Source organism: Bythopirellula superficialaquae (assembly GCF_059632245.1).
The window spans coordinates 2,994,143-3,015,364 of record NZ_CP197426.1 but is presented as its reverse complement, the minus strand read 5'-3'; the positions used below and the strand labels follow the sequence as shown (position 1 = coordinate 3,015,364).

Genomic DNA, 21,222 nt, shown 5'->3' with positions numbered 1-21,222 from the left:
AATTTCAACGCTCGTGACAATGTCAGTGACGTCCACACTTAGTGTCGTTGCAAGTGCCCAGACGACAGAGAAGGTTCCCGCGGAAACGCAAGAGAGTATGCAATACGTCCCGGCCATCGACGAGATGGCGAGCGAGTGGCTCGAAGTGGCCGAACTGGCACACATGCCCTCATTACACAACTTCCATGACATGGCGGCATGCTCACCCGATCTGATGGGGGTGAACTACAATCCCGATGGTCAGCTCTTCGATTGGCCAACGGGCCCTCGGTGGTTCCGTTATCTGACGCTCCCACTTGTGAAACTCAAAGTGAACGGCCATGAGTATGAAACGACGAAATGCAGATGGTACCCCCATCAAGCTGTTAGGCAGCACAGCATGGATGGACTCGTTGTTGAGACAGTAGTCCGGATGATGTTTGAAGGGGGCGGCCTTTTGTATGAAGTGACGGCCACCAACAGTTCTCAAGAAGAGAAAACTGTGGACCTCACGATGGACATTCCCGGGAGTGAGGTGGCAGGTTCACCAGTTCGGGCGATCGCTTATGAGTCCAACGACCCGAAGCTCGCAACATCACATGGCTTTGGTGATTCGACGGGAAAAAAGGAAAAAGACGCGAAACTGGAGATGGTCCATGCCTTTGTCGAACTACCTGAAAGCTTAAAGAGTGACGATTCGCACGTCGCCGCGACCTGGAAAAAGGTCCTGAAACCTGGGGAGTCGACTCAGGTGCAGCTTGTGATGGTTCATGATTGGAACTCAGGCAAATTTCCATCGCCAGAACTCGTCGATACGGCCCTGGATTCGGCTAAACGATTCACCCAAATTTGGGATGGAATCAAATCGAGCTGGGAGCATCGTTGGCAGCAAATGTTTACACCAGGAAACGATCACTTTTCCGGACATCTGCCGGTTCTTAATACGAGCAACAAAGAACTCAGCGATATCTATTATCGGAGCATTCTAACTCTCCTGGTATTGCACCGAACAAACATGAAGGCGTGTGATCGGACTTTTGTTACGAGCGGTGAACGCGCCAAGGGAGTCGTTTTTTTCTGGGATACATCGATGTGGTCCAAGGTGTTTGGACTCCTTGAGCCAAAGGGCATGAAAGAGCACGCAAAGATATTTTTGGCTTGCGATCCCCATAAAGGCCCTGTCTATAGTATGGATACGCGCCAACAGTGGGAGGGCTGGTATGCAGCGAATGATTCGACAATTTTCACATTTGTTAACGAATATCTAAATACAACTAGCGACAAAGAGTTTTTAGACGAAAAGATTGATGATCGCACAGTCCTCGAACACCTCGATTCCTTGGCTACCAACTGGCAAGAACTTCAGACCGACAAGAGTATTATGTTGGCTGACTATGGCGAAAACAAAAACCTGCTGGAGTGTGCACCGGCTTATATTCACCGTGTGCCTTCGTTCAACGCCGCGAACGTTTGGATGATGCGCTCGATGGCTAATATTCAGGAAGAACGCGGAAATACCGCGCGAGCCAGCGAACTGCGTGAATGGGCTGATCAGTTTGGGCAGGCCGTCCTTGGATTGTATAAAGCTGGCGATGGAGTGTGGTATGCCCTGCACAGAGATGGCGAAAAGGTTGAACTGCGCCATTGCTACGATTTCGTCTGCGTTGGCCGATATATGAACGATGATCTCAACCCGTCGATGAAAAGTGAAATGGTCGATTTTGTCAAACGGGAGTTGCTGACGCCCACGTGGATGCGAGCCATGTCGCCTAAAGACAAGGCAGCCGAAAATTCTGATCGTCCCGATCACGGACCCATGGGCGCTTACGATGCGTGGCCCGCGTTCACTGCTGAGGTGATGTGCATGTTGGGCGATTGGAAAGACGGTGTTAAATTTTTCGCTGACACTCAAGGTGTGCTCTACGAAGGCATTTACGGCCAATCTCGCGAATACTATGGCGAGAATCGCGCGAGCCGAGATGCCCCAGTTCGTATCGCCATGCGAGGGGCCTGTATGCGTGAAAGTGTTGGTGGAGGGGCCTTTGCCGAGGTCATTATTGGCACGTTGTTTGGCTTCCGTCCACAAGAAGGGAAAGAACTTACGCTCTATAAGTCGGAAACCGACCGCGGCTTCGAAGGAGAACTACTCAACGTTAGATTCAATGATAGGTTGCTTGACATTACTAGTAACTCTGACGGTGTCAGCTTCCGGTATCAGGATTAGCAAGGTTGAAGCGAACTTTGTTACGTCACATCACCCGAAATTACCAGAGCATCATTTTTGCGTCGCGAGAACAAGCTCAATTTCGCGTCGTCCAATTTATGACTTATCCGGTTGTCTAGGCGAACGCTGCTAAGAGTCCGGAAAAGACGTGCCACTTGCGTAATCCTGCTCATTAAAAAGCCAAACAGGGTACGTGCCCGGCGTTACCCCTTTAGCATACCCCTTATGCGCTGCAAATGAGACGCACTGCCAACCAATGACAGGTAACCTAACGTGAGGTTTCAGCAAGACATAAAGAAAGTGGCGGGGGCCGGATTCGAACACCTTGCCTATTCCTCAGGAAATTCAGCAGTTGACGATCTCTGCGGCGCGAAATCCGGCGCGATTGCTGCGGATTTACCCTCAGAACTACAAGAATTGATCACTCACTGGCCCACACTGCCCGAGGCGCTAAAGGCTGGCATCCTGGCGATGGTACGTAGCGCAACACCATAGTGGTCTGTTGGAGTTGCGCTCTCACAATACTCACAAATCGCTCATCTGAGGGAACAGCAACCGAGTTCTTTCGATGTCTCGATCATCCTGACTCCTTACTACCCTCACGAAAATGCCCTTTAGACACTGATTTGACACCGTTATTGATCTTCTGGACGACATTTTCCTCCCGTTCAAGGCTAAAATTTTGTGTGACATTTTGTTATTTTGATCTCTGACAACCTATCCGTTGTCATCTAATTGCCACAGAACTCGGCAAAAACCGATATAATCGGGGCGATTCGGAATGATCGATATTCAGGCACTCCGATGTAGGACATGGGAGATATCCCTTTTGCTGCATTCGGAATCTTTTTCTCACGTTGATCCGCGACCTCATTTAGAGGCGTTCAATACTTTCGGTGTAGTATCGCCTGAGGGGGCCCCTTTAGGACCAGAAATTTTTACCACCACTCCCCGACAATGCTCGCAATTGGTAGTCATATATCTAGTGCATTAACGGAGACATGAAACCAGGATGGTAAAATAGCGAACTTATGATTGCTTACCCCGCGAATGTAACTTATGAATAACTCCCAAAGTTCCGCACACGCAATCTTGTTGACTCTAGCCAATCCATGGCTCGATTAGCGTAGCTAATTTCTTTCATCATCTGCAAAATCCAGACAAATCACAGCTTGCCCGGGCAATCTAAAGTGTGTTTTACATTTTTCAAAGATGTCCAACCCTTGCTCGTGACCAATCCGCAATACTACCATTCGCTCCGATAAAAACGTCCACCCCAGGTTGGCCTGTAATAGCGTTTAGGATAAATGTTGCCACCATCCCCATAACCTTCGATGATATACACCCGGTTAGAGAAAGAACGCGGAGGGTATATGTCGGGTGGGATATAAGGTCCATAGACTGGCCAAGTAGGCTGAATTGGGGTCCAGGGCGACTGGGCCCGCGCAGAAATTAGAGGAGTGAGCACGCAAAGAAAAGCTAGAAAGAGTGTCTTCATAGAATTTTTCTCCTACCCATCTCGAATTGATTGAGTCCTCGCGCCAGCGATCGTTTTTCGATTGTGTACACCGTTAATCTAAGTTAGCGGCCTATTTGTGTGCAACGGTTTTTACGGTTCTCAGTGGTCAGAGTCCAATAAAGCCCGTAATTAATAGTCCCAGGAAGCAAATCTACCTGATGGACTATCGACCTGTTTGGAACGAGTTTGGTATCTAGACGACTTATGACTCGCCCTCATTGTGCACGAGCGGAAGGCCATTACGATTCGTCCACAAGCAGGATCAGGCTGTCGTCGATTTGGTGGCGCAGCTGCAGAGGTTCTTCTCACCTCCTACAGTTTGAACCGACCGTTCGTAACTGCGAGTGGTCCAGCTTCGTTGAGTTCGAGATGCCACAAACTGACGTCGGTGGCGGGACCGCTGCGCTAGTCAGCTTTCATCTCTGGCGGCCGGGGAAGCGAGTTGAGTCTGATCGCAGACTTCGGCGTGACTTGGCCATTGCCTTGTCCGTGCTACTGCGCAAGCACAGCAGGTGCCACTTCAAATCCCATGTGGAACCCCCTATGCTATCGCAGTACTCTGCCGCGTTCGGATCCTCTCAAGAATCGGCGGTCTGCCTGTCTCGCACCCGAAAGAGAATGCAAATGGAACTCCGAAAGATTGCGTGCAGCGTCGTTCTCCAACTCCTGGTTTGCACTTGTGCGGTAGTGGCTCAGGAATCAAGTTCGATTGGAGAAGGCGCAGTCAAGAACATTAAGAGCTTGCCGTTCCCAAAGAACTTCGAGCCGGCGCGCTATCTCGGAAAGTGGTACGAAGCGGCGCGGCTCCCGACGTCGATGCAGCCAGAGGGCACCCTTGCTGCCGCCGAATACTCAGCGGGTAGCGCCGACGACGAGGTGCTTGTCGAAAACACGGCATACACGCCCGATGGTAAAGTGATCTCCAAGATCAAGGGAAAAGCGCGGATTCTTGCGGGTGATCCCCCACGATTGGCAGTGACTTTTGGCCCCGAGTTTCCGCAAGACGCGAACTACTACGTGATGTACGTCGACAAAGACTACCAGCACGCAGTCGTAGGCACACCCAATCACAAGTCGTTGTGGATTCTCACCCGCGCTGCATCGGTTCCTCGGGAGAAGCTCGACGAATTGGTCGCCATTGCACGCAACGCCGACTTTGACACTGAGAAACTCGTGATCAATCGTTGGAATTCGTCAGGTCGGACTTGGCCGCAGTGGCGGGGCCCAAACCGTGACGGTCATTCAATCGACGGTGATTGGCCTAATGAGTTGTCCGAGGAGTCTCTCCAGCAGCTTTGGCGAGTCGAACTCGGGCCAAGCTACTCCGGACCGGTGCTTTCTGATGAACTGGTCTTCACGACGGAGACACGGGGCGAGTCGGACGAGGTCGTTTACGCGTTGGATCGCACGACAGGCGACGAACGTTGGCGCGCCGAGTGGAAGGGGTCCATGAAGGTTCCCTTCTTTGCCGCCTCCAATGGTAGTTGGATACGCTCGACCCCGGCGTATGACGGTGAGCGACTCTACGTCGCGGGGATTCGCGATGTCCTCATCTGTTTGGACGCCAAATCGGGCGATAAGGTGTGGCAGGTCGATTTCGTTGAGAAGTTTGGGGCGTCTTTGCCCACATTCGGCTTCGTTTGCTCGCCGCTCGTCGACAACAACGCCGTTTACGTTCAGGCAGGGGGAGGAGTCGCCAAGCTGGATAAGCTGAGCGGCGAGGTCATCTGGCGCTCGATGGAGGACGGCGGAGGCATGAATGGCTCGGCCTTCTCTTCTCCGATCATTGCCTCAGTGGCCAGGAAACGCCAGCTCGTTGTACAAACCCGCACCGAACTCGCCGGACTAGACCTTGAATCTGGGAACGTGCTCTGGAAGCAAACCGTACCTGCGTTCCAGGGAATGAACATCCAGACGCCGTTGGTCGTTGAAGACACAATTTTCACCAGCAGTTACCAAAACCGTGCCTGGCTCTACGAAATCTCACATGCGGACGGAAGCTATCAGGTTACGACAGCTTGGGAAAACAACGCCCAGGGTTACATGTCGAGTCCAGTAATGATTGACGGCCACGTCTACATGCACCTGCAGAATGGTCGCTTCGCATGCCTTGACCTAGCCGATGGTAAGCGCACCTGGACGTCAAAGCCCTATGGCAAGTACGCCAGCCTAGTCGCCCGTGGTAACAAGATTCTGGCGCTTGTTCAAGATGGACGCCTACTGTTGTTAGCAGCCGACCCCAAGGAATTCACGCTGCTCGGCGAGGCAAAGCTGGCCAGTGAAGAGACGTGGGCACATCTGGCAGTGTCAGGTGAAGAGATCTACGTGCGCGAATTGAACGGGTTGTCCGCATACCGGTGGAAGTGAGAACGAGCACTAATCGGCTTTACAAATCCACCGACGCCCAATCTTGCTGCTCTTGCCGCTCTAAAGAACGGCGCTCGGCTGAACGCCGCAAATCTGCTGATCTCCCAATTCGCTGAGGTTGTCTTCACTGCCTGCAGTTCCGCTCATTGCTTCATGCATGAGGATGCATCAAACGAGGCGGTTTAGGACTTTGGCGAACTGCTGGAGGTGTCTCGCGTCGGCAGACGCTTCAGCGAGTTCGAGTGAGTGAAAAGCGTAGTCAAAGCGAATCGCACCTGGCAAAGTTTGGCGGCTTGCGAAGTACTTTGCCAATGATTACATGACGAACCGACATTTCGCTAGCGCGGTCAAGCGAAAATGTCACGCCCTCATTACGCAGTTACGCAGTCAGTTCGCCCCGCCACCGCCTTGTCCCGTGGGGCTCCGCTCGTGCCTGTTCAAAAACTCGGTGTTCCCACGACTTTTCGGGAATTTGATTTACGAGACGGCAATTTGGGACACAATAGCAGTAAGTTTCGACGCAGAAGGGACTTGGTACGACGGGAGTCGAAAAACGAACGTTTTAAAAACGCCAACAGCGCTGTGGCAGGTGCCTTTGCGAAACATCAAGGACGCGTATCGGGCATCGTTGACCACGGCCCGGACCAGTTTCCCCGCCTTTTTGCAGCAGTTTGCTATTGGATAAGTTTCGTGCGACAATCTAAAGCCATCCAGGGTACTCGGTGCCCGCAAGAGACTATCGTACTTATTGGAGGACTTGATTCGTCCTTGGCAGCGCAGCTAGCCCGAAGACATAACTTTTATCTTATTTGATCTGATAGAAGGCGTTGGCGTCTTCTTCCACCTCAGGTGACTTATTAGTCGCACCGAGTCGGAGAAGGCGCCAACGCTTTTTGTATGCGCTTCTGAAAGTGACGCTGTGGCCCGTAATCGAGTCGAGCAAGAAGCGCTGCCGGAGCTTCGAACCAAACAAGGTGAAAAAACTAGCGCTCGCAAGCCGTCCCTCGAAAGCATCCCATAGGAGTCGAGGTCGAACGAAACGCGCCCCACCGCTGGGGCCGACAAGACAAACCAACTTCCCATTGAGAACCTAAGCAAAGCTTCAACCTCTTGAAACCTCGAAAGGCCATATCCCATGACCCGTAACCGTGTACCGCACTCGCCCGTCGCATCGCCTGCAACGAATACCAATCATCGCCGGTTCTGCACGTTTGGTTTAAGCGTTGCGATTTTCGCAGCACTGCTAATTGTCCCCTGTCGGTTCGCTTCAGCGGTGCTCTTGTACTCCGGCGACGCCTACAAGGAGGGTGGCACATCTTGGGATGTTGGCATCGATTTCATTGGATTCCTGCAAGTCAATGGCGGCACGACGGAGACGAACGACAATGGAATCGTTGGCGTTAACGCCGGCTCCGTCGGCCATGCCACGGTCACCGGAGCCAACTCGGCTTGGATCAATAGCGGCCAACTTTTTGTCGGCTCCCTTGGCACGGGCCAGCTGACGGTCAGCAACGGCGGCATTGTCTCTGATACGAATGGCGTTCTCGGTTTATCTGCCATTAGCGTTGGCAGTGCCACCATCTCGGGGACCAACTCGCAGTGGTACAACGACAACGACCTTACAGTCGGTTCCCTCGGCAAGGGCCAGCTTACGATCGCTGGCGGCGGTTATGTTTACAACACGATCGGCTACATCGGCTCTCAAGGGGACTCAAGCGGAGCCGTCACCGTCACGGGGACCGACTCGCTGTGGCACAATAGCAGCTTCCTTTACGTCGGCCGAGGCGTGGCGGGCGACGGCACCGCCTCGGGTCAGTTGGATATCAACGGTGGCGGACGGGTCAACAGTTTTTACGGCTATGTCGGCAACGGCCCGAAGTCGAGCGGCAGCGTCACGGTCACGGGGCCCCTCTCGCTGTGGAACAATAGCTTTGAACTTTACATCGGCAGCGGCGGCACAGGCCAGCTGGAGATCGGCAGTGAAGCTCAGGTCACCAACACCACGGGCTACGTCGGCAAAGCCTCGAACTCGCACGGCAGTGTCACTGTTTCGGGGCTCTTCTCACGGTGGGACAATAACGGCCCACTTTACGTCGGCGACGCCGGCACGGGCCAGCTCAGGGTTAGTAACGGCGGCTTGGTCACTGACACCGGGGGCTACCTCGGCTACTCTGCCACGGGCAACGGCAGCGCGACCATCACGGGGGCCGGCTCGCTGTGGAACAATAGCGGTTCCCTTGGCGTCGGCTACGACGGCACGGGCCAACTGGAGATCAGCGGTGGCGCTCAGGTCATCAACACCACGTCCACCCTTGGCCGCTCTACCACTGGCAACGGCAGCGTCACGGTCACGGGGACCGGTTCGCTGTGGAACAACAACGAGTTAGACGTCGGCCTTGGCGGCACTGGCAGGCTGACGGTCAGCAGCGGGGGCCGGGTCAACAGCACGGCCGGCTTCGTCGGCCTACAAGCCGGCTCGAACGGTAGCGCCACCGTCACAGGGGTCGGGTCGTGGTGGAATAACAGTGGCAACCTTTTCGTCGGCTACCACAGCACAGGCCAACTCACCGTCAGCGACGGCGGCCGGGTCGACAACACAAACGGCTCCCTCGGCATATTGGCCACTGGCATCGGCAGCGCTTCGATCATCGGGACCAACTCGCTGTGGAACAATAGCGCAACTCTTAAAGTCGGCGACGAAGGTGCCGCCCAGCTCACGATCAGTGACGGCGGCCAAGTCAACAACACGACCGGCTTTCTCGGCTACTCCGCCACGGGCGACGGCGCCGCCACGGTCACGGGACTCGGCTCGCTATGGAACAATAGCGCCTCTGTTCTCGTCGGCTTTCAAGGCGCGGGCCAGCTCACGATCAGTGACGGCGGCCAAGTCAACAACACCACCGGTGAAATCGGCTACGTCGCCGCTGCCACTGGCAGCGTTACCGTCACGGGTCCCGGCTCATTGTGGAACAATAGCAGCAGTATTCGAGTCGCCGACAGCGGCTCGGGCCAACTCACGATCAGCGGCGGTGGCCGCGTTAACGACACGGTCGGATCCCTTGCCGACAGCGCAACTGGCAACGGCGCCGCTACCGTCACTGGGGCCGGCTCGCTGTGGAACAACAGCAGCGCCCTTTCGGTCGGCACTCGAGGCGCAGGCCAGCTCATGATCAGCGACGGCGGCCGTGTCAGCAATACCTCAGGCACCCTCGGCGCCCTCGCCGGTGCCGACGGCAGCGTCGCTGTCACGGGGGCCGGCTCCATCTGGGACAACTCGCAAGACCTGGCCATTGGCGGGACCGCAAGCGCGGCAGGCGGTAGTGGTGTCCTCGACGTGTATACCGGGGGCACTGTAAACGTTGCGGGCACGCTCCGAATCTGGACAGCCGGTGCGCTCTATCTGGACGGCGGCACGATCAATGCCGGCCGACTCGAACGCCTTGCCGGGGCTGGCCCCGCGGACCTCAATGCGGGTCAATTCAATTTACTCGGAACCGGCAGCAACCTCGGCGCCGCGCTCACCATCGGCGACGGCACTGCGGCTCAGGCCACCCTGCGAATGGCGCCCGGCTCAGGTGCGACCGTGGGCGCCCTGGCGCTCGCCAGCGACGGCGTGCTCAATTTGGACGGCGGAGCCCTCACCGCCACATCCGTCGACGCCACCGTAGGCACGATTCTGTGGAATCGCGGAGAATTGCATTTTGCCGGTGGTAACAGTCTCGTGCCCAACGGGCTGGCTGTGCCTAACTTCAGCTTGCTGGCAGGCAACGGCGACCTCGCGGGACCGCTGAGCGGTGCGCAGCAGTCGACCATTCGCGGCGAAGGGGGCAGTCTGGCACTGGGTGTTAGCAACAGCTTCCTGGGCTTTAACCATGCGGGTGTGCTGGAGGTCGGTGCCAACAGCGTAACGCTCCGCTCGCTCGGCTTCGCGAATCTGGGTGTCCTGACGACGATGGCGGCCGGCGGGTCGCTCACTGCCGCCAACGGAGTCGCGCTCGACTCCGGCGACAATTTCCAAGGCGCGGGCACGATCAGCGCCCGCGTGGCGCAGCGCGTTGGCTCGACGATTGTGGCCACCGGCAATCTCACGCTGGGCAGCGCCAGCGCGGTCGATGGCTATGTGGGCGAAGGAGAGCTGCGCACGGGCACCAACACGGTGACCCTGCTCGATTCCAATCAAGCGGTGCTCGGGTCGCTCACCACACTGGGCAGCGGCAGCACGGCTGGCACTCTGTCCGCGGCCAATGGCGCTGTCGTCGATTTCGGCCACAACGTGACCGGTGTCGGCCTGATTAGTACACCCAACAATTCCCTCAAGCCGTTTGTCAACAATGGGTCGCTACAGGGCACTTCGGTAGCAAACCGCATCACGCTTAGTGGTTACGTGAAAGGCGTCGGGACGTTTGACAATGTGAGCTTCACGGGCACGTTCTCGCCCGGCCTGTCGCCCACGATCCTCTCGGTTGGAAACACAGCTTTATCGCCCACCAGCACTCTCATCATGGAGCTGGGCGGCTCGGCTGCCGGTATTGGCTACGATCAAATTCAATCCTCCGGAGCGCTATCGTTTGATGGCACTTTACGTGTGTCACTCATCAATGGGTTTACGCCAACCGCCGGCCAGTCATTCAACCTCTTTGATTGGATCAGCCAAAGCGGCACATTCGACACGCTCGACCTGCCCGCGGTTGCCGGCTTGGCATGGAACACCTCGGCGCTGTACACATTCGGCGTGCTAAGCGTCGCTGCAGGTCTGGGTGGCGATTTTGATGGTGATGGCGACGTCGATGGCCGCGACTTCCTCGCGTGGCAACGCAATCCTAGTCTCGGTAATCTTGCCGACTGGCAAACCAACTACGGCACGGGGTCTTTGGTCGCCGCGAGCGTGAGCGTGCCGGAGCCTTCAACCTGGGTACTGCTGTCGCTCATGGCGGTGAGCGGGAAGCTCGCGAGGTGGCGGCGAATCACTGTGGGTGAGTCTCAAAAATGCTCATCGCCGCGTGAGACGGCGAAGTCGAGAATCCTATGACGGATTTTGTACCTTTGTACAGTTTCACCCCATAATAGCGGAAAGCTCTCTGGGGAAATCGGGGGCCCACTAGTGTTTTTCGCTCTGCTATCTGCTAGATTAAAGGAACACTCCAGGGCTCATTCAGCGTGAAATGCCCACCCAGTTGTAGCGAATTTGCCAAGCGAATGTGACTCGGACTCAAATAAACCATGAACTATCTCGGCATCAACGGTTTCCTCGGATCGCGCGCGTCGTTGGCATACGATGTGGCGTTTCTCCTCGAACTGGCTGTCATTCCACTGTTCATTCATGGCTTGGAACTGCTGTTGGTTCGAAAAAATTACCAGGCCCACAAACGTTTGATGTTGATCGTTACTGCTATGTTTGCCGTTGCGGCTGGCTTGTTTGCGTTTGAGTTCTTTTCCTATGACTGGCGGACGCGTCTTGGCGAAGAAGTGAATTCCATCCCTCGAATCACCTACATGACGCTGACCATCCACCTTGCCTTCCTGAGCATCACCGCCGCGCTCTGGCTCGTGCTAATGATCAATGCGCTGCGGAAGATTCCTACACCCCCTGGGCCTTGCGAGTTCGGCCCCACTTATATCTTCTGGATCGTGTTGCTGGGCTTGCAACTCTTCATAAGTACGTTGACCGGCTGGGAGTTTTATATACTTGCGTTTTGCTTTTGAGAGTCCCACGGTGCGACAAGAACAGAGATGAAACCTGATTAACCGTAAAACTTCTTTTCAAACAATTGATACCGCTTCCAAACTTCCGCGCCGAACTTTTCAATCGAGTTGCGCATTTTCGTATTTGAATCGAGGATATAGCCAGTTTCCAAATGCTTGATTCCTCGACGCAAACACTCGCCGAAAAAGTTCTCGTAGAGCACTGCACCAGCACCGACAGAGTAGGCTTTGGGGGTGGCGGCATAGACATAAATGACATGCTTCTGGATGTGACGGCGCTCGCGGAGATAGGTCCACCAGCCAGTGGGAAAGAGGCGGCCATCCATTTTCTTCAGCAGTTCGTTATAATCGGGACAAGCAATGAAAACGGCTTCGGGCTGGCCGTCGATCTCAGCAAAGAGAAACAAGGCGGGATCAACTATTCCTTGTAGTTCCTCACGTGCCGCCTCGAGTTCGGCCGGGGTCATTGGAATATAGCCCCAGTTGTCGGCGAGAGAAATGTTGCAGATCGAGCGAACGTGTTCGAGTTCCTCACTGATAGCATCCATTCGGACCGTACGAACTTTGACCCCCGCCCGCTCTTGGACATAGTTGCTCATGCGTTGGACGCGTTGCCAGGTGTGATCCTTTTCTGCCTGGGAATGCTCTGCGAACTTGAATCCGTAGACAAAGAGTTCCATGGCCGAGTGCAGACCGTACGCTTCCGCATGGCGGAGGTAATACACTGGCGTATAGGGCATCGGGATCGTGGGCGTGAATTCGAACCCTTCACTGAGAAAACCAGCACTCGTATTCATCGAGGGATTGGTGGGTCCTCGCATGCTGTCCAGGTTTCGATCTCTAAGCCACGCTTCGGCTGCCGCATAGAGCGCCTGGCTGACCTCTAGATCGTCAATGGATTCATAGTGTCCGAAGAAACCCACACGATCCTTCCAGTGTTCGTTGTGACGAGGATTTTCGATAGCCGCAATGCGACCGACCGCCTCACCGTTTCGAAAAGCCAGGAACAGTTGTGCGGTAGCGTGTTCGTAGAAGGGATTCTTTCCGGGCGTGATTTCCTTGAGGGACTCACTGTCCAGATTGGGAACCCACAGCGGCAGGTTAGCATTGATACGTCGGGCCAGACGCACGAATTCGCGCCACTGCTGTAGTGTTTGCACGAGCTGGATAGTTACTGTCACAGGTGGCGGTTAATCCAATCAAGGGTTGAGTGCATCGCATCCTCGAACGATACGCGGGGGGTAAAGCCTAGGACCTGACGAGCCAGGGCAATATCATAAACCTGAGACTGCCCAAGCTCCAATACGGCTAAGCGTGTCAGCAGAGGACGCTCTTTGCGACGCAGTGCCTTTGCGGTGGATTCCATAGCCATCGCCAGCGGATACGCCAATCGCGTCGGCAAAGAGAATCGCACCCGCCGGGCACCGATTCCGTCGGTTAATGCGTCGATGTACTCCTTCCAAGTGACCGGCAAATCATCGCATATGTTCATAGATTGACTCTGAGCGGCAGGTGTAGCGGCAGCCAGCAATATCGCATCGACGACATTTTCGACATAGGCCAACCCCGCTACATGTCGACCGCCGTCCAGCAGCATCATGGAACCAGATTGCAGAAGCCTAGCAACTTGACCAACATAATTTTGACACTCCGGCCCAAACACCATGACTGGACGAAGAATGGTCGCACGCAACCCGTCTTCCTGGATTGCTTGCCTGATCTCGTATTCTGCTTGAATTTTGGATTCAATGTAGGGAATGTTGCGCGAAAGTAGCGGCGACCGTTCAGAGATATAGCCGCTCGCGGGATAGCCGTACACCGAGGCTGAGCTGAGATGGACCATGCATTTTACGTTCGCCGCCGCTGCCGCCCGAGCGACGTTGCGAGTACCAATCGCATTGGTCTCGTGAAACTCCTGGCGAGACCCCCAGTCGGAAACAAGTCCGCCACAATGAAAGACATACGCGGCACCTCGTGCTGCACTGGAAACGCTGGCTGTGTCGCAGAGATCTCCTGGAACAACTTCGACACCGAGATCCCCCAAAAACTTTGCTCTGCTAGAGGTGCGAACGAGAGCGCGAACCCTATGGCCGTTGGCACGCAATCGCTTAACAAGATGCCTGCCAATCAGCCCGGTCCCCCCAGTCACAAGGCTCAATTCTGAAGAAAGGGGATTCGGCATGGAGAATTCTTTGTAGTGGGCGACGAGAGGTTTGCATCTCTGCGCGGCGAATGGGCCGAGCTAGATTCGTAGTTTAGCAGTTTTGAAGAAGGAAGATTTGATCCTCCAAGACTCGATCATCAGCGCCAATGCGGTCAATCTTTCCGTGGCTCGCTCGCCGGCCTTCCGCTTGGGTTTGGCGACCCGTCACGCCCCGGGACGGTTGCCGCAACTCATGGGCGTCCTTCGATTAAGGTGCTGCAGGGCGCGACGCTTGGCCTCCGAATCGCAGGGTCAGAAGCAATAGGTTTCCGCGTCCCGGGCTTGGTATCTAAGCAATATTCCTTGTGCTTTAGGCCGCAGGGGAATCGACCGTTCTTTGTTGGCGTAGTCGGTCTTGTGCCATTGGGGTTTGTAGATCCAGACTTCGCTCGACCTGTCGATATCACGCGGACGCATGATACAGACCTCGGCGGGCCTCATTCCGGCAAGTCGCTGGAGGCTGTAAATCGCAATTGAAAATTGTAGCGGTTGCCGGTCGAAAATTGCGGCGCTGGTTGGTGGCGGGAGTCTGGTCATGCCCCTCCCGATTGGGCGTTTGGTTTAGCTCTGTGGTTTGAATCGGCTTCTGCGGCGGGCGTTTGGGTTATGTGGCTTTATGCGGCTCTCCGACCAAAGCTACGGCCAAGGACCGAAGACAGCAGTTATAGCTGGACTTGCCTGGTGGGTGATCGCCACCATGCAGTCTGCTAAATGGATTGCGCTCCTATCCATTCCTCTAGTGGAAGTTCTCGTACTGGCGACAGCTACCGTACCTGCCATAATTGTGGCAACGCTGGCAGGTGCTTGGTTCTATGAGAAGTGAACTCACAAAGCCCGGACGAGCAATGCTTCGAACAGCTAAAGTTAGAAACTCTTCCATCCCTGACAATTGCCGCAATTCGACCGTTTTTTTCATACGCACTCTCAGTCGACGCTTGTTCCGGCAAACTTGTTTCGTTCGCTCTAGCCGCCCTGGTCAGGCCATGGTGTTGCGCGCCCATGACGAACCGACATTTCGCTCGACAAGTCAAGCGTAATGACACGCCCTCATTGGTCAGATAGCGGTGAGAGTTTGACTGCTTCGAAGTGCGACTCGGTTTGGCAACTTGGTCCCGAGGCCCCGTAGAGCTGTGTCAAAAACTACGTATGATGACACTTTGATTTGCGACACAAGTTTGGGGAACTTGCGGTCGGAAGATTTGTTGGCGATACGCTTTAGGGCGATTTTTACCGAGAAACGAACGATTCTGAAGGTTTGGTACTCACCTCCTCACAGAGCCGCCGAAAGGTTTTTGACATGCCATAATTTCCCTCTGGGATAAGCAGATATTCGGGAAACAGTTGCTGTTATCTAGTAACTTCAGTGTAATAAGGCACAATGGGCTACATGACGAGCACGGATCAGTTCCAGGCTCAATCCAAATGGGAAACGATTGCGTGGATCGAACGGTAGCGCCGGCGAACTTGTCAGGGAGAGTTCTTCTGTGCTGTTTCGTCAGGGAGAACTCATGTTTATTAAATCTGTATGGTTCATTTTGTTTGCCTCCGCAGCCGCGATCGGTTGCCCTTTTAGCTCAGCCACCGAGCTGACCACCAACGGAGGGTTTGAAACAGGTGATTTTACAGGATGGACTCAGTTACCCACCGGTGTCGGTCAGCAAACGGTTACGACCGTCAATCCGGCTGCGGGAACGTTCGCCGGCGAAATCAACAACAGTACAATTACTAGCAATTCGCTCATCAAGCAAGCAAATATTGGAGTCGGCATCGTCACGCCAGGCCAGGCCATCATGATCTCGTTTGACGCCCGCGGATCGTTGGGAGTTGGTGGAGTTGCGTTTGCCGAGTTTTTTTCCGAGATTTCAGGTGGAGGTGTTTCCAAGGCCCAAATCCTCGGTGGTGGACCGCTGGCCTTGAACGTCAACCCGAACGTCTGGACCCACTTTGCTTTCTCGACCACCGCCGGAACTAATGTGAGCGGCGGCGTGACCCTTCAGCTCGGCGCGACCAACGGCGCCGTCATTGGAAGCACGGCCCACTTGTGGTACGACAACGCTTCGGTCTCGGTCGCGTCTACCGGTCCAAATGGTGACTACGACAATGACGGAGATGTCGATGGACGAGATTTCTTGATTTGGCAACGCGGCGGCTCGCCGAACGGCTCCAGTCCCGGAGACCTAGCCGCTTGGCAGAACAACTACGGATCACCACCACCCCTGGTTACAATCTTAGCCGTTCCGGAGCCGTCAACTTGGATGCTGTTGTCGCTCACCGTAGCGGTTGGAAAGCTCGCGAGGCGTCGGCGAGTCTCCGAACTCATTGATGCGTAACAGTTAGTCAAAAATCCACCCTCGTGACACACGTTTTCTGACGCACGAAACCTGTGCCGAAAAACGTGTCCCCGAGCTTTTTGAGGTAGGCCTCGCCTGAAAACGTCCCCACGTGCGTCATCTCACGAAGGGGCGAGACGGTGCAGAAGCTCGATGTGTTGGCTAAGCAGACATTGTCAGTGCCGCTCCCCCCGGCAGGATGAATCGGACGCGTCCCGCGAATACGGTGCCTTCGAAACCAAATCAGTTAGAATGGCGATGAGCAGCTAAGTGGCGTCAAACGCGACAACATGACCTGCCAGACTTTCACTCCTTAGCGACGACGCGTACTACATCATATGCTGTGATGATGCCAAACAGATTCGAGTTTGCGTCCATTACCAGTACGCGATGGACGCGATCATTGATCATGCGCCGGGCAACATCATTGAGTAACGTATGGCGGTCGACCCAAATAAGTTGTCTGCTCATGACATCGCCCACCTGCACCTCCCCGAACTCTTCCAGGCCAAACACCGACAACGGCACACTATTCCATTGTTGTGTCTCCGGATCGAAGAATTGTGCCGTGCCGTCCTCCGGCGAGTCATCCGCGTGCTCTTGTTCGTAATTGAGAATGTCGCTCGCCGTAATTAGCCCAATGCACCGGCCTTTTCCATCCATGACTGGCAAACCCGTCACATGGTTCTCTGTCATCAGTTTGAGGGCATCCCTCAATGTATCGTTGGCCTTGACGGCGACAATGTCTCGCTGCATCAAATCCTCGGCCGTTAATTGATGAGTAGAATTGCCCATAGCACGCTCCTAAAATAGTAAACTGTCCCGCCATATGCGAAACGTGAGTGACGGCTCCGCGTCGAATAATTGCAGTGGCATCTCAGCACCGATGTGAGTATAGCAGGTACGCACGGCGGTCCAATGCCACGTCCCTCATGCGTCTGTTTCGAGACAATTGCAGTTTATTTATTACGCCAGAGATTGGCCACCGCTCCGACGATCGTGACCTGCCCCCAAGAATGGAACCAATTCTTAAGTTAGTGTTGGACCTGTTCCAACGCCAGCCTGCTTCGTTCGCTGAGGCGTAGCCGAAGCGAACGAAGCAGGCTCGATCGCCTCGGGTGCGGGTGGGCGGTAGCCGAGCGAGCTGTGTGGCCGCACGGTGTTGTACACGTGTCGCCAGCGCTCGATCAGCACCTTCGCTTCCAACAGTGTGTCGAAGACTTCGCGGTTCAACAGTTCGTCACGCAGCTTGCCGTTGAAGCTTTCGATGTAACCATTCTCCCAAGGACTGCCTGGCTCGATAAAGAGCGTCTTCACGCCGACGCGAGAGAGCCACTCTCGAACCTTCGTCGCGGTGAACTCCGAACCGTTGTCACTGCGGAGGTAGGCCGGCACCCCACGACGCACAAACAGGTCGCTCAGTCGCTCCAGCACGTCCTCGCTCTTGAGGCTTCTCGCCACGTCGATCGCCAGGCACTCACGGGTGTGCTCGTCGATCAGGGTCAGCATCCGAATGGCTCGGCCATCGCTCGTCCGATCCGCCACGAAGTCGTAGCTCCAGACGTGATTCTGGTAGGCCGGCCGAAGCCTGATGCACGATCCATCAGCCAGCCACAGACGCTTCCGCTTGGGCTGTTTCTGAGGGACTTTCAGCCCCTCTTGACGCCACAGCCGCTCGACCCGCTTGTGGTTCACTCGCCATCCTTCCTCACGCAATAAGGCCGTCACCCGGCGATAGCCGTATCGCCCATACTCGGTGGCCAACTCCACAATCCGCTTCATAAGACGCGGCTCGTCGCTCGCCGCATAGCGACAGCGTCGTTGCGTACTTCGAACCTGCCCTAACACGCGACATGCCCGACGCTCGGTCACGCACTGGCGGCCCAGTGCATCACGCACATACGCCACCGCGCGTCGCCGCTTCGCCGGGCTCAGAAGTTTCCCGAGGCGGCCTCCCGCAGAATCGCTTTATCCAGCTCCGCGTCCGCCAACAGACGCTTCAGACGAGCGTTCTCTTTCTCCAAATCCTTCAGACGCTTCGCCTGGTCCATCCGCAGACCACCGTACTCCTTCTTCCAACGGTAATAGGTCTTATCGGAAATTCCTAACCGCCGGCAAAGTTCAGGGACCTTCTGACCCTGAGCCAATAGGACCTCTGCCTCACGCAGCTTCGTGATGATCTGCTCCGCTGTGAACTTGTTTCCTCGTGCCATCGATGATCCTCCTTCGCTTACAACCACCACCAAATTCTCGCTTCAGGTGTGGTCTCGGGTGAAGGGGGCAGGTCAGTGGCGAGAAGCCTCAAGAGCGAGGACGTGCTGGAGCGACTGAGCGACCTGTTTGTGCGTCGTGGGGTGCCGGCCTACCTCCGCAGTGACAACGGTTCGGAGTTCACCGCGACGAAGGTTCGAGAGTGGCTCTCTCGCGTCGGCGTGAAGACGCTCTTTATCGAGCCAGGCAGTCCTTGGGAGAATGGTTACATCGAAAGCTTCAACGGCAAGCTGCGTGACGAACTGTTGAACCGCGAAGTCTTCGACACACTGTTGGAAGCGAAGGTGCTGATCGAGCGCTGGCGACACGTGTACAACACCGTGCGGCCACACAGCTCGCTCGGCTACCGCCCACCCGCACCCGAGGCGATCGAGCCTGCTTCGTTCGCTTCGGCTACGCCTCAGCGAACGAAGCAGGCTGGCGTTGGAACAGGTCCAACACTAACTTAAGAATTGGTTCCATTCTTGGGGGCAGGTCAATGATTTACCGCACCACATCTCGAACTAAATACTCCCTTTAAGACTTCCGACTTTACTTAGGTTGCTTGTATAGTGGGGGCTTTGTTAAGCAAATACTCTCCGGCTCCCGCGACTGTTGGAAGTCATAAGCTATCGCATTATTCATTGAGGCTCTTGGTAATGTTTGGCCATATAAGCTTGACTCCCACTCCTGATATTAAAGCGATTATTGCCCAGGCAACGCTGAGAATTCTGTTTCCGTAAAGACAACTTCCCGTCGAAAATAGAAGTCCATAGATAAGGAAGCAAGAGAGAATGGTGATTAGAATACACGAGAAAAAATCAGTTCCACCTTTGGTGACGGAAATTTTCTCCATGCGCCGGGCCGCTTCATCGAAAACATATCGCCAACCTGGTCCTCCAGGATTCGAATGCTCAACAAACTTTTTTAACACCGAAAACTCAGTTGGTTTTGTTAGATACATCGCAATGAGCCATGCTGATGTCACCAGAGCTACCTGAAGAGGAATCGACCAGATTCCTAGGTAATCGGATATGCTGGTATCCCACCAAGCAAGCTGAAAGGTCAGGCAGACCACAGCCGCCGCAACGGCAGAGACTATTTCACATGCAGCGTTGACCCTCCACCAATACCATCGCGCCATGAGAACTCCACCGGTCCCAGCGCCTAAGGCGACCAAGAGATTAAAGGCGTCGCTTGCCTTCTCAATCTTAAATGCTACCAAAGCAGCTATTAGCATCATGCCGATAGTAGACAAGCGGCCAACCCAAACTAGCTTCCTTTCACTTGCTGTGGGTTCGATGTACTGCTTCCAAAAATCGTTTACAACGTAAGATGCTCCCCAATTGAGGTGCGTCGATATAGTACTCATGTAAGCCGCAGCTAAAGAAGTGAGAACTAATCCAAACCAGCCTGGTGGGAGAAACGTTAACATGGCAGAGTAGCCACTGTCATTCGCAACATTTTTCGCATTGGGAAATGCTGCCTGAATGTCTTCCACTGTTGGGAAGACAATCAGAGAACAAAGGGCAACGATTATCCAAGGCCAAGGCCTTATCGCATAGTGAGCAATTTGAAAAAAGAATATTGCACCAACTGCGTGATTCTCGCTTTTTGCGGCCAACATACGCTGAGCCAAAAATCCACCACCACCAGGTTCAGCCCCTGGGTACCAGGTACTCCACCATTGCACCAAGAGTGGAATTAGTAGAAGACTAAGTAGCGATGACCATTCTGATGGTGAATCAGGCGTGATTCCTGGAAGCATATCAAGCTTTCCCGCAAGAATAGGACTATCCAATAGAGATTCGAGGCCGCCGACCTTTTCATGATTTAATGAAAAATATGCCGCCGCTATCGAACCTGACATAGAGAACAGAAATAGAACGAAATCGGTCAGAACTACGCCCCTAAAACCTCCCATTGAACTGAAGGCAACAGTGACTCCCATCGCGATCCCTAGAGATTGATAGCGATTCCATCCCAGCATGGTCTCGCCTATTTTGATTGCCGCTACGGAGACCGACGCCATAATTATAATATTTAGAAAGATACCCAGATATAATGCACGAAATCCACGTAGGAATCGTGCTGCCTTGCCGCTGTATCGAATTTCGTACAATTCAAGGTCAGTCAGAATTTCTGTGCGTCGCCAAAGCTGTGCATAGAAGAATACCGTTACAACGCCGGTAATTAAGAATGACCACCAGGCCCAGTTACCCGCGACACCTTTCTCGCGGACCAAGTCAGTGACAAGATTTGGCGTGTCCGTTGAGAAGGTGGTGGCCACCATTGAGAAGCCGAGCAGCCACCACGGCATATTTCTACCAGACAAAAAATACTCGCTAGAATTTTTGCTTGCTTGCCTGGCAACGGCAAACCCAATTCCCAAGGTTAATAGAAAAAAGCCTACTAAAATGAGCCAGTCAATTGTTGCCAACCTCATGCTTTCAGCACCTCTCATAGACAATGTTTGTTTACAATCTAAGTAAGACAGGCAATCGCATGCATACGCAGAGGTTGCTATAGTCGCACTGCTCCTTGTTGCCTTGGCGATTTAGTATGCGACAAGTTGCTTCGCTCCTAGAATCAATGATGTTATTCAATGTCGTTGCCATTTTCTTGTTGCCGAGCTAGCCATATTACT

10 protein-coding genes and 1 pseudogene are annotated in these 21,222 nt (G+C 54.5%); 6 read left to right on the top strand and 5 right to left on the bottom strand.

Translation table 11 applies throughout. From position 1 onward, the window contains the following. Window positions 1–97: 97 nt before the first annotated feature. The 4 genes from SH678x_RS12295 (at window position 98) to SH678x_RS12280 (ending at window position 11,792) form a co-directional block, all read left to right on the top strand. Window positions 98–2,203 carry a glucosidase family protein gene (locus tag SH678x_RS12295; RefSeq protein ID WP_496918743.1) on the top strand — a complete coding sequence of 702 codons (2,106 nt, stop codon included), beginning with the start codon at window positions 98–100 and terminating at the stop codon, window positions 2,201–2,203. Window positions 2,204–4,346: 2,143 nt separating this feature from the next. Continuing rightward, window positions 4,347–6,089: an outer membrane protein assembly factor BamB family protein gene (locus SH678x_RS12290; protein WP_496918742.1), complete on the top strand. Its 1,743-nt coding sequence runs from the start codon at window positions 4,347–4,349 to the stop codon at window positions 6,087–6,089. A gap of 1,135 nt (window positions 6,090–7,224) precedes the next feature. Further along, window positions 7,225–11,118, top strand: coding sequence for a beta strand repeat-containing protein (locus SH678x_RS12285; protein ID WP_496918741.1), 3,894 nt, complete (start codon window positions 7,225–7,227; stop codon window positions 11,116–11,118). 191 nt (window positions 11,119–11,309) lie between these two features. Further along, window positions 11,310–11,792 (top strand): hypothetical protein, encoded by a 483-nt coding sequence (locus SH678x_RS12280; RefSeq protein ID WP_496918740.1) that lies wholly within the window; start codon window positions 11,310–11,312, stop codon window positions 11,790–11,792. A gap of 38 nt (window positions 11,793–11,830) precedes the next feature. Here SH678x_RS12280 and SH678x_RS12275 read toward each other — a convergent pair whose 3' ends face one another. Continuing rightward, window positions 11,831–12,973: a GNAT family N-acetyltransferase gene (locus SH678x_RS12275; RefSeq protein ID WP_496918739.1), complete on the bottom strand. Its 1,143-nt coding sequence runs from the start codon at window positions 12,971–12,973 to the stop codon at window positions 11,831–11,833. Then, entirely contained in the window at window positions 12,970–13,974 is a 1,005-nt protein-coding gene (locus SH678x_RS12270; protein ID WP_496918738.1) for an NAD-dependent epimerase/dehydratase family protein, read from the bottom strand. Before SH678x_RS12270 ends, SH678x_RS12275 begins: the two co-directional genes overlap by 4 nt. Before the next feature lie 1,529 nt (window positions 13,975–15,503). On the opposite strand from SH678x_RS12270, the gene SH678x_RS12265 reads away from it, so the two are divergent. After that, the gene (locus tag SH678x_RS12265) at window positions 15,504–16,325 is read left to right on the top strand and encodes a PEP-CTERM sorting domain-containing protein (protein ID WP_496918737.1); all 822 of its coding nucleotides are present in this window, start codon (window positions 15,504–15,506) and stop codon (window positions 16,323–16,325) included. Window positions 16,326–16,631: 306 nt separating this feature from the next. On the opposite strand, the gene SH678x_RS12260 is transcribed toward SH678x_RS12265, so the two are convergent. Both SH678x_RS12260 and SH678x_RS12255 read right to left on the bottom strand, forming a co-directional pair. Next, window positions 16,632–17,120 carry a CBS domain-containing protein gene (locus SH678x_RS12260; protein WP_496918736.1) on the bottom strand — a complete coding sequence of 163 codons (489 nt, stop codon included), beginning with the start codon at window positions 17,118–17,120 and terminating at the stop codon, window positions 16,632–16,634. Window positions 17,121–17,354: 234 nt separating this feature from the next. Further along, a protein-coding gene (locus SH678x_RS12255; protein ID WP_496918735.1) for an IS3 family transposase occupies window positions 17,355–18,538 on the bottom strand; the annotation gives its coding sequence in 2 pieces (ribosomal slippage) (window positions 17,355–18,271 and window positions 18,271–18,538; 1,185 coding nt in all). A gap of 75 nt (window positions 18,539–18,613) precedes the next feature. Between SH678x_RS12255 and SH678x_RS12250 the strand changes: the two are divergent. Then, a pseudogene (locus SH678x_RS12250) lies at window positions 18,614–19,045 on the top strand (integrase core domain-containing protein); the annotation flags it as partial. Between the two features lie 167 nt (window positions 19,046–19,212). Here SH678x_RS12250 and SH678x_RS12245 read toward each other — a convergent pair. Then, the gene (locus tag SH678x_RS12245) at window positions 19,213–21,039 is read right to left on the bottom strand and encodes a sodium:solute symporter family protein (RefSeq protein WP_496918734.1); all 1,827 of its coding nucleotides are present in this window, start codon (window positions 21,037–21,039) and stop codon (window positions 19,213–19,215) included. Between the last annotated feature and the right edge of the window lie 183 nt (window positions 21,040–21,222).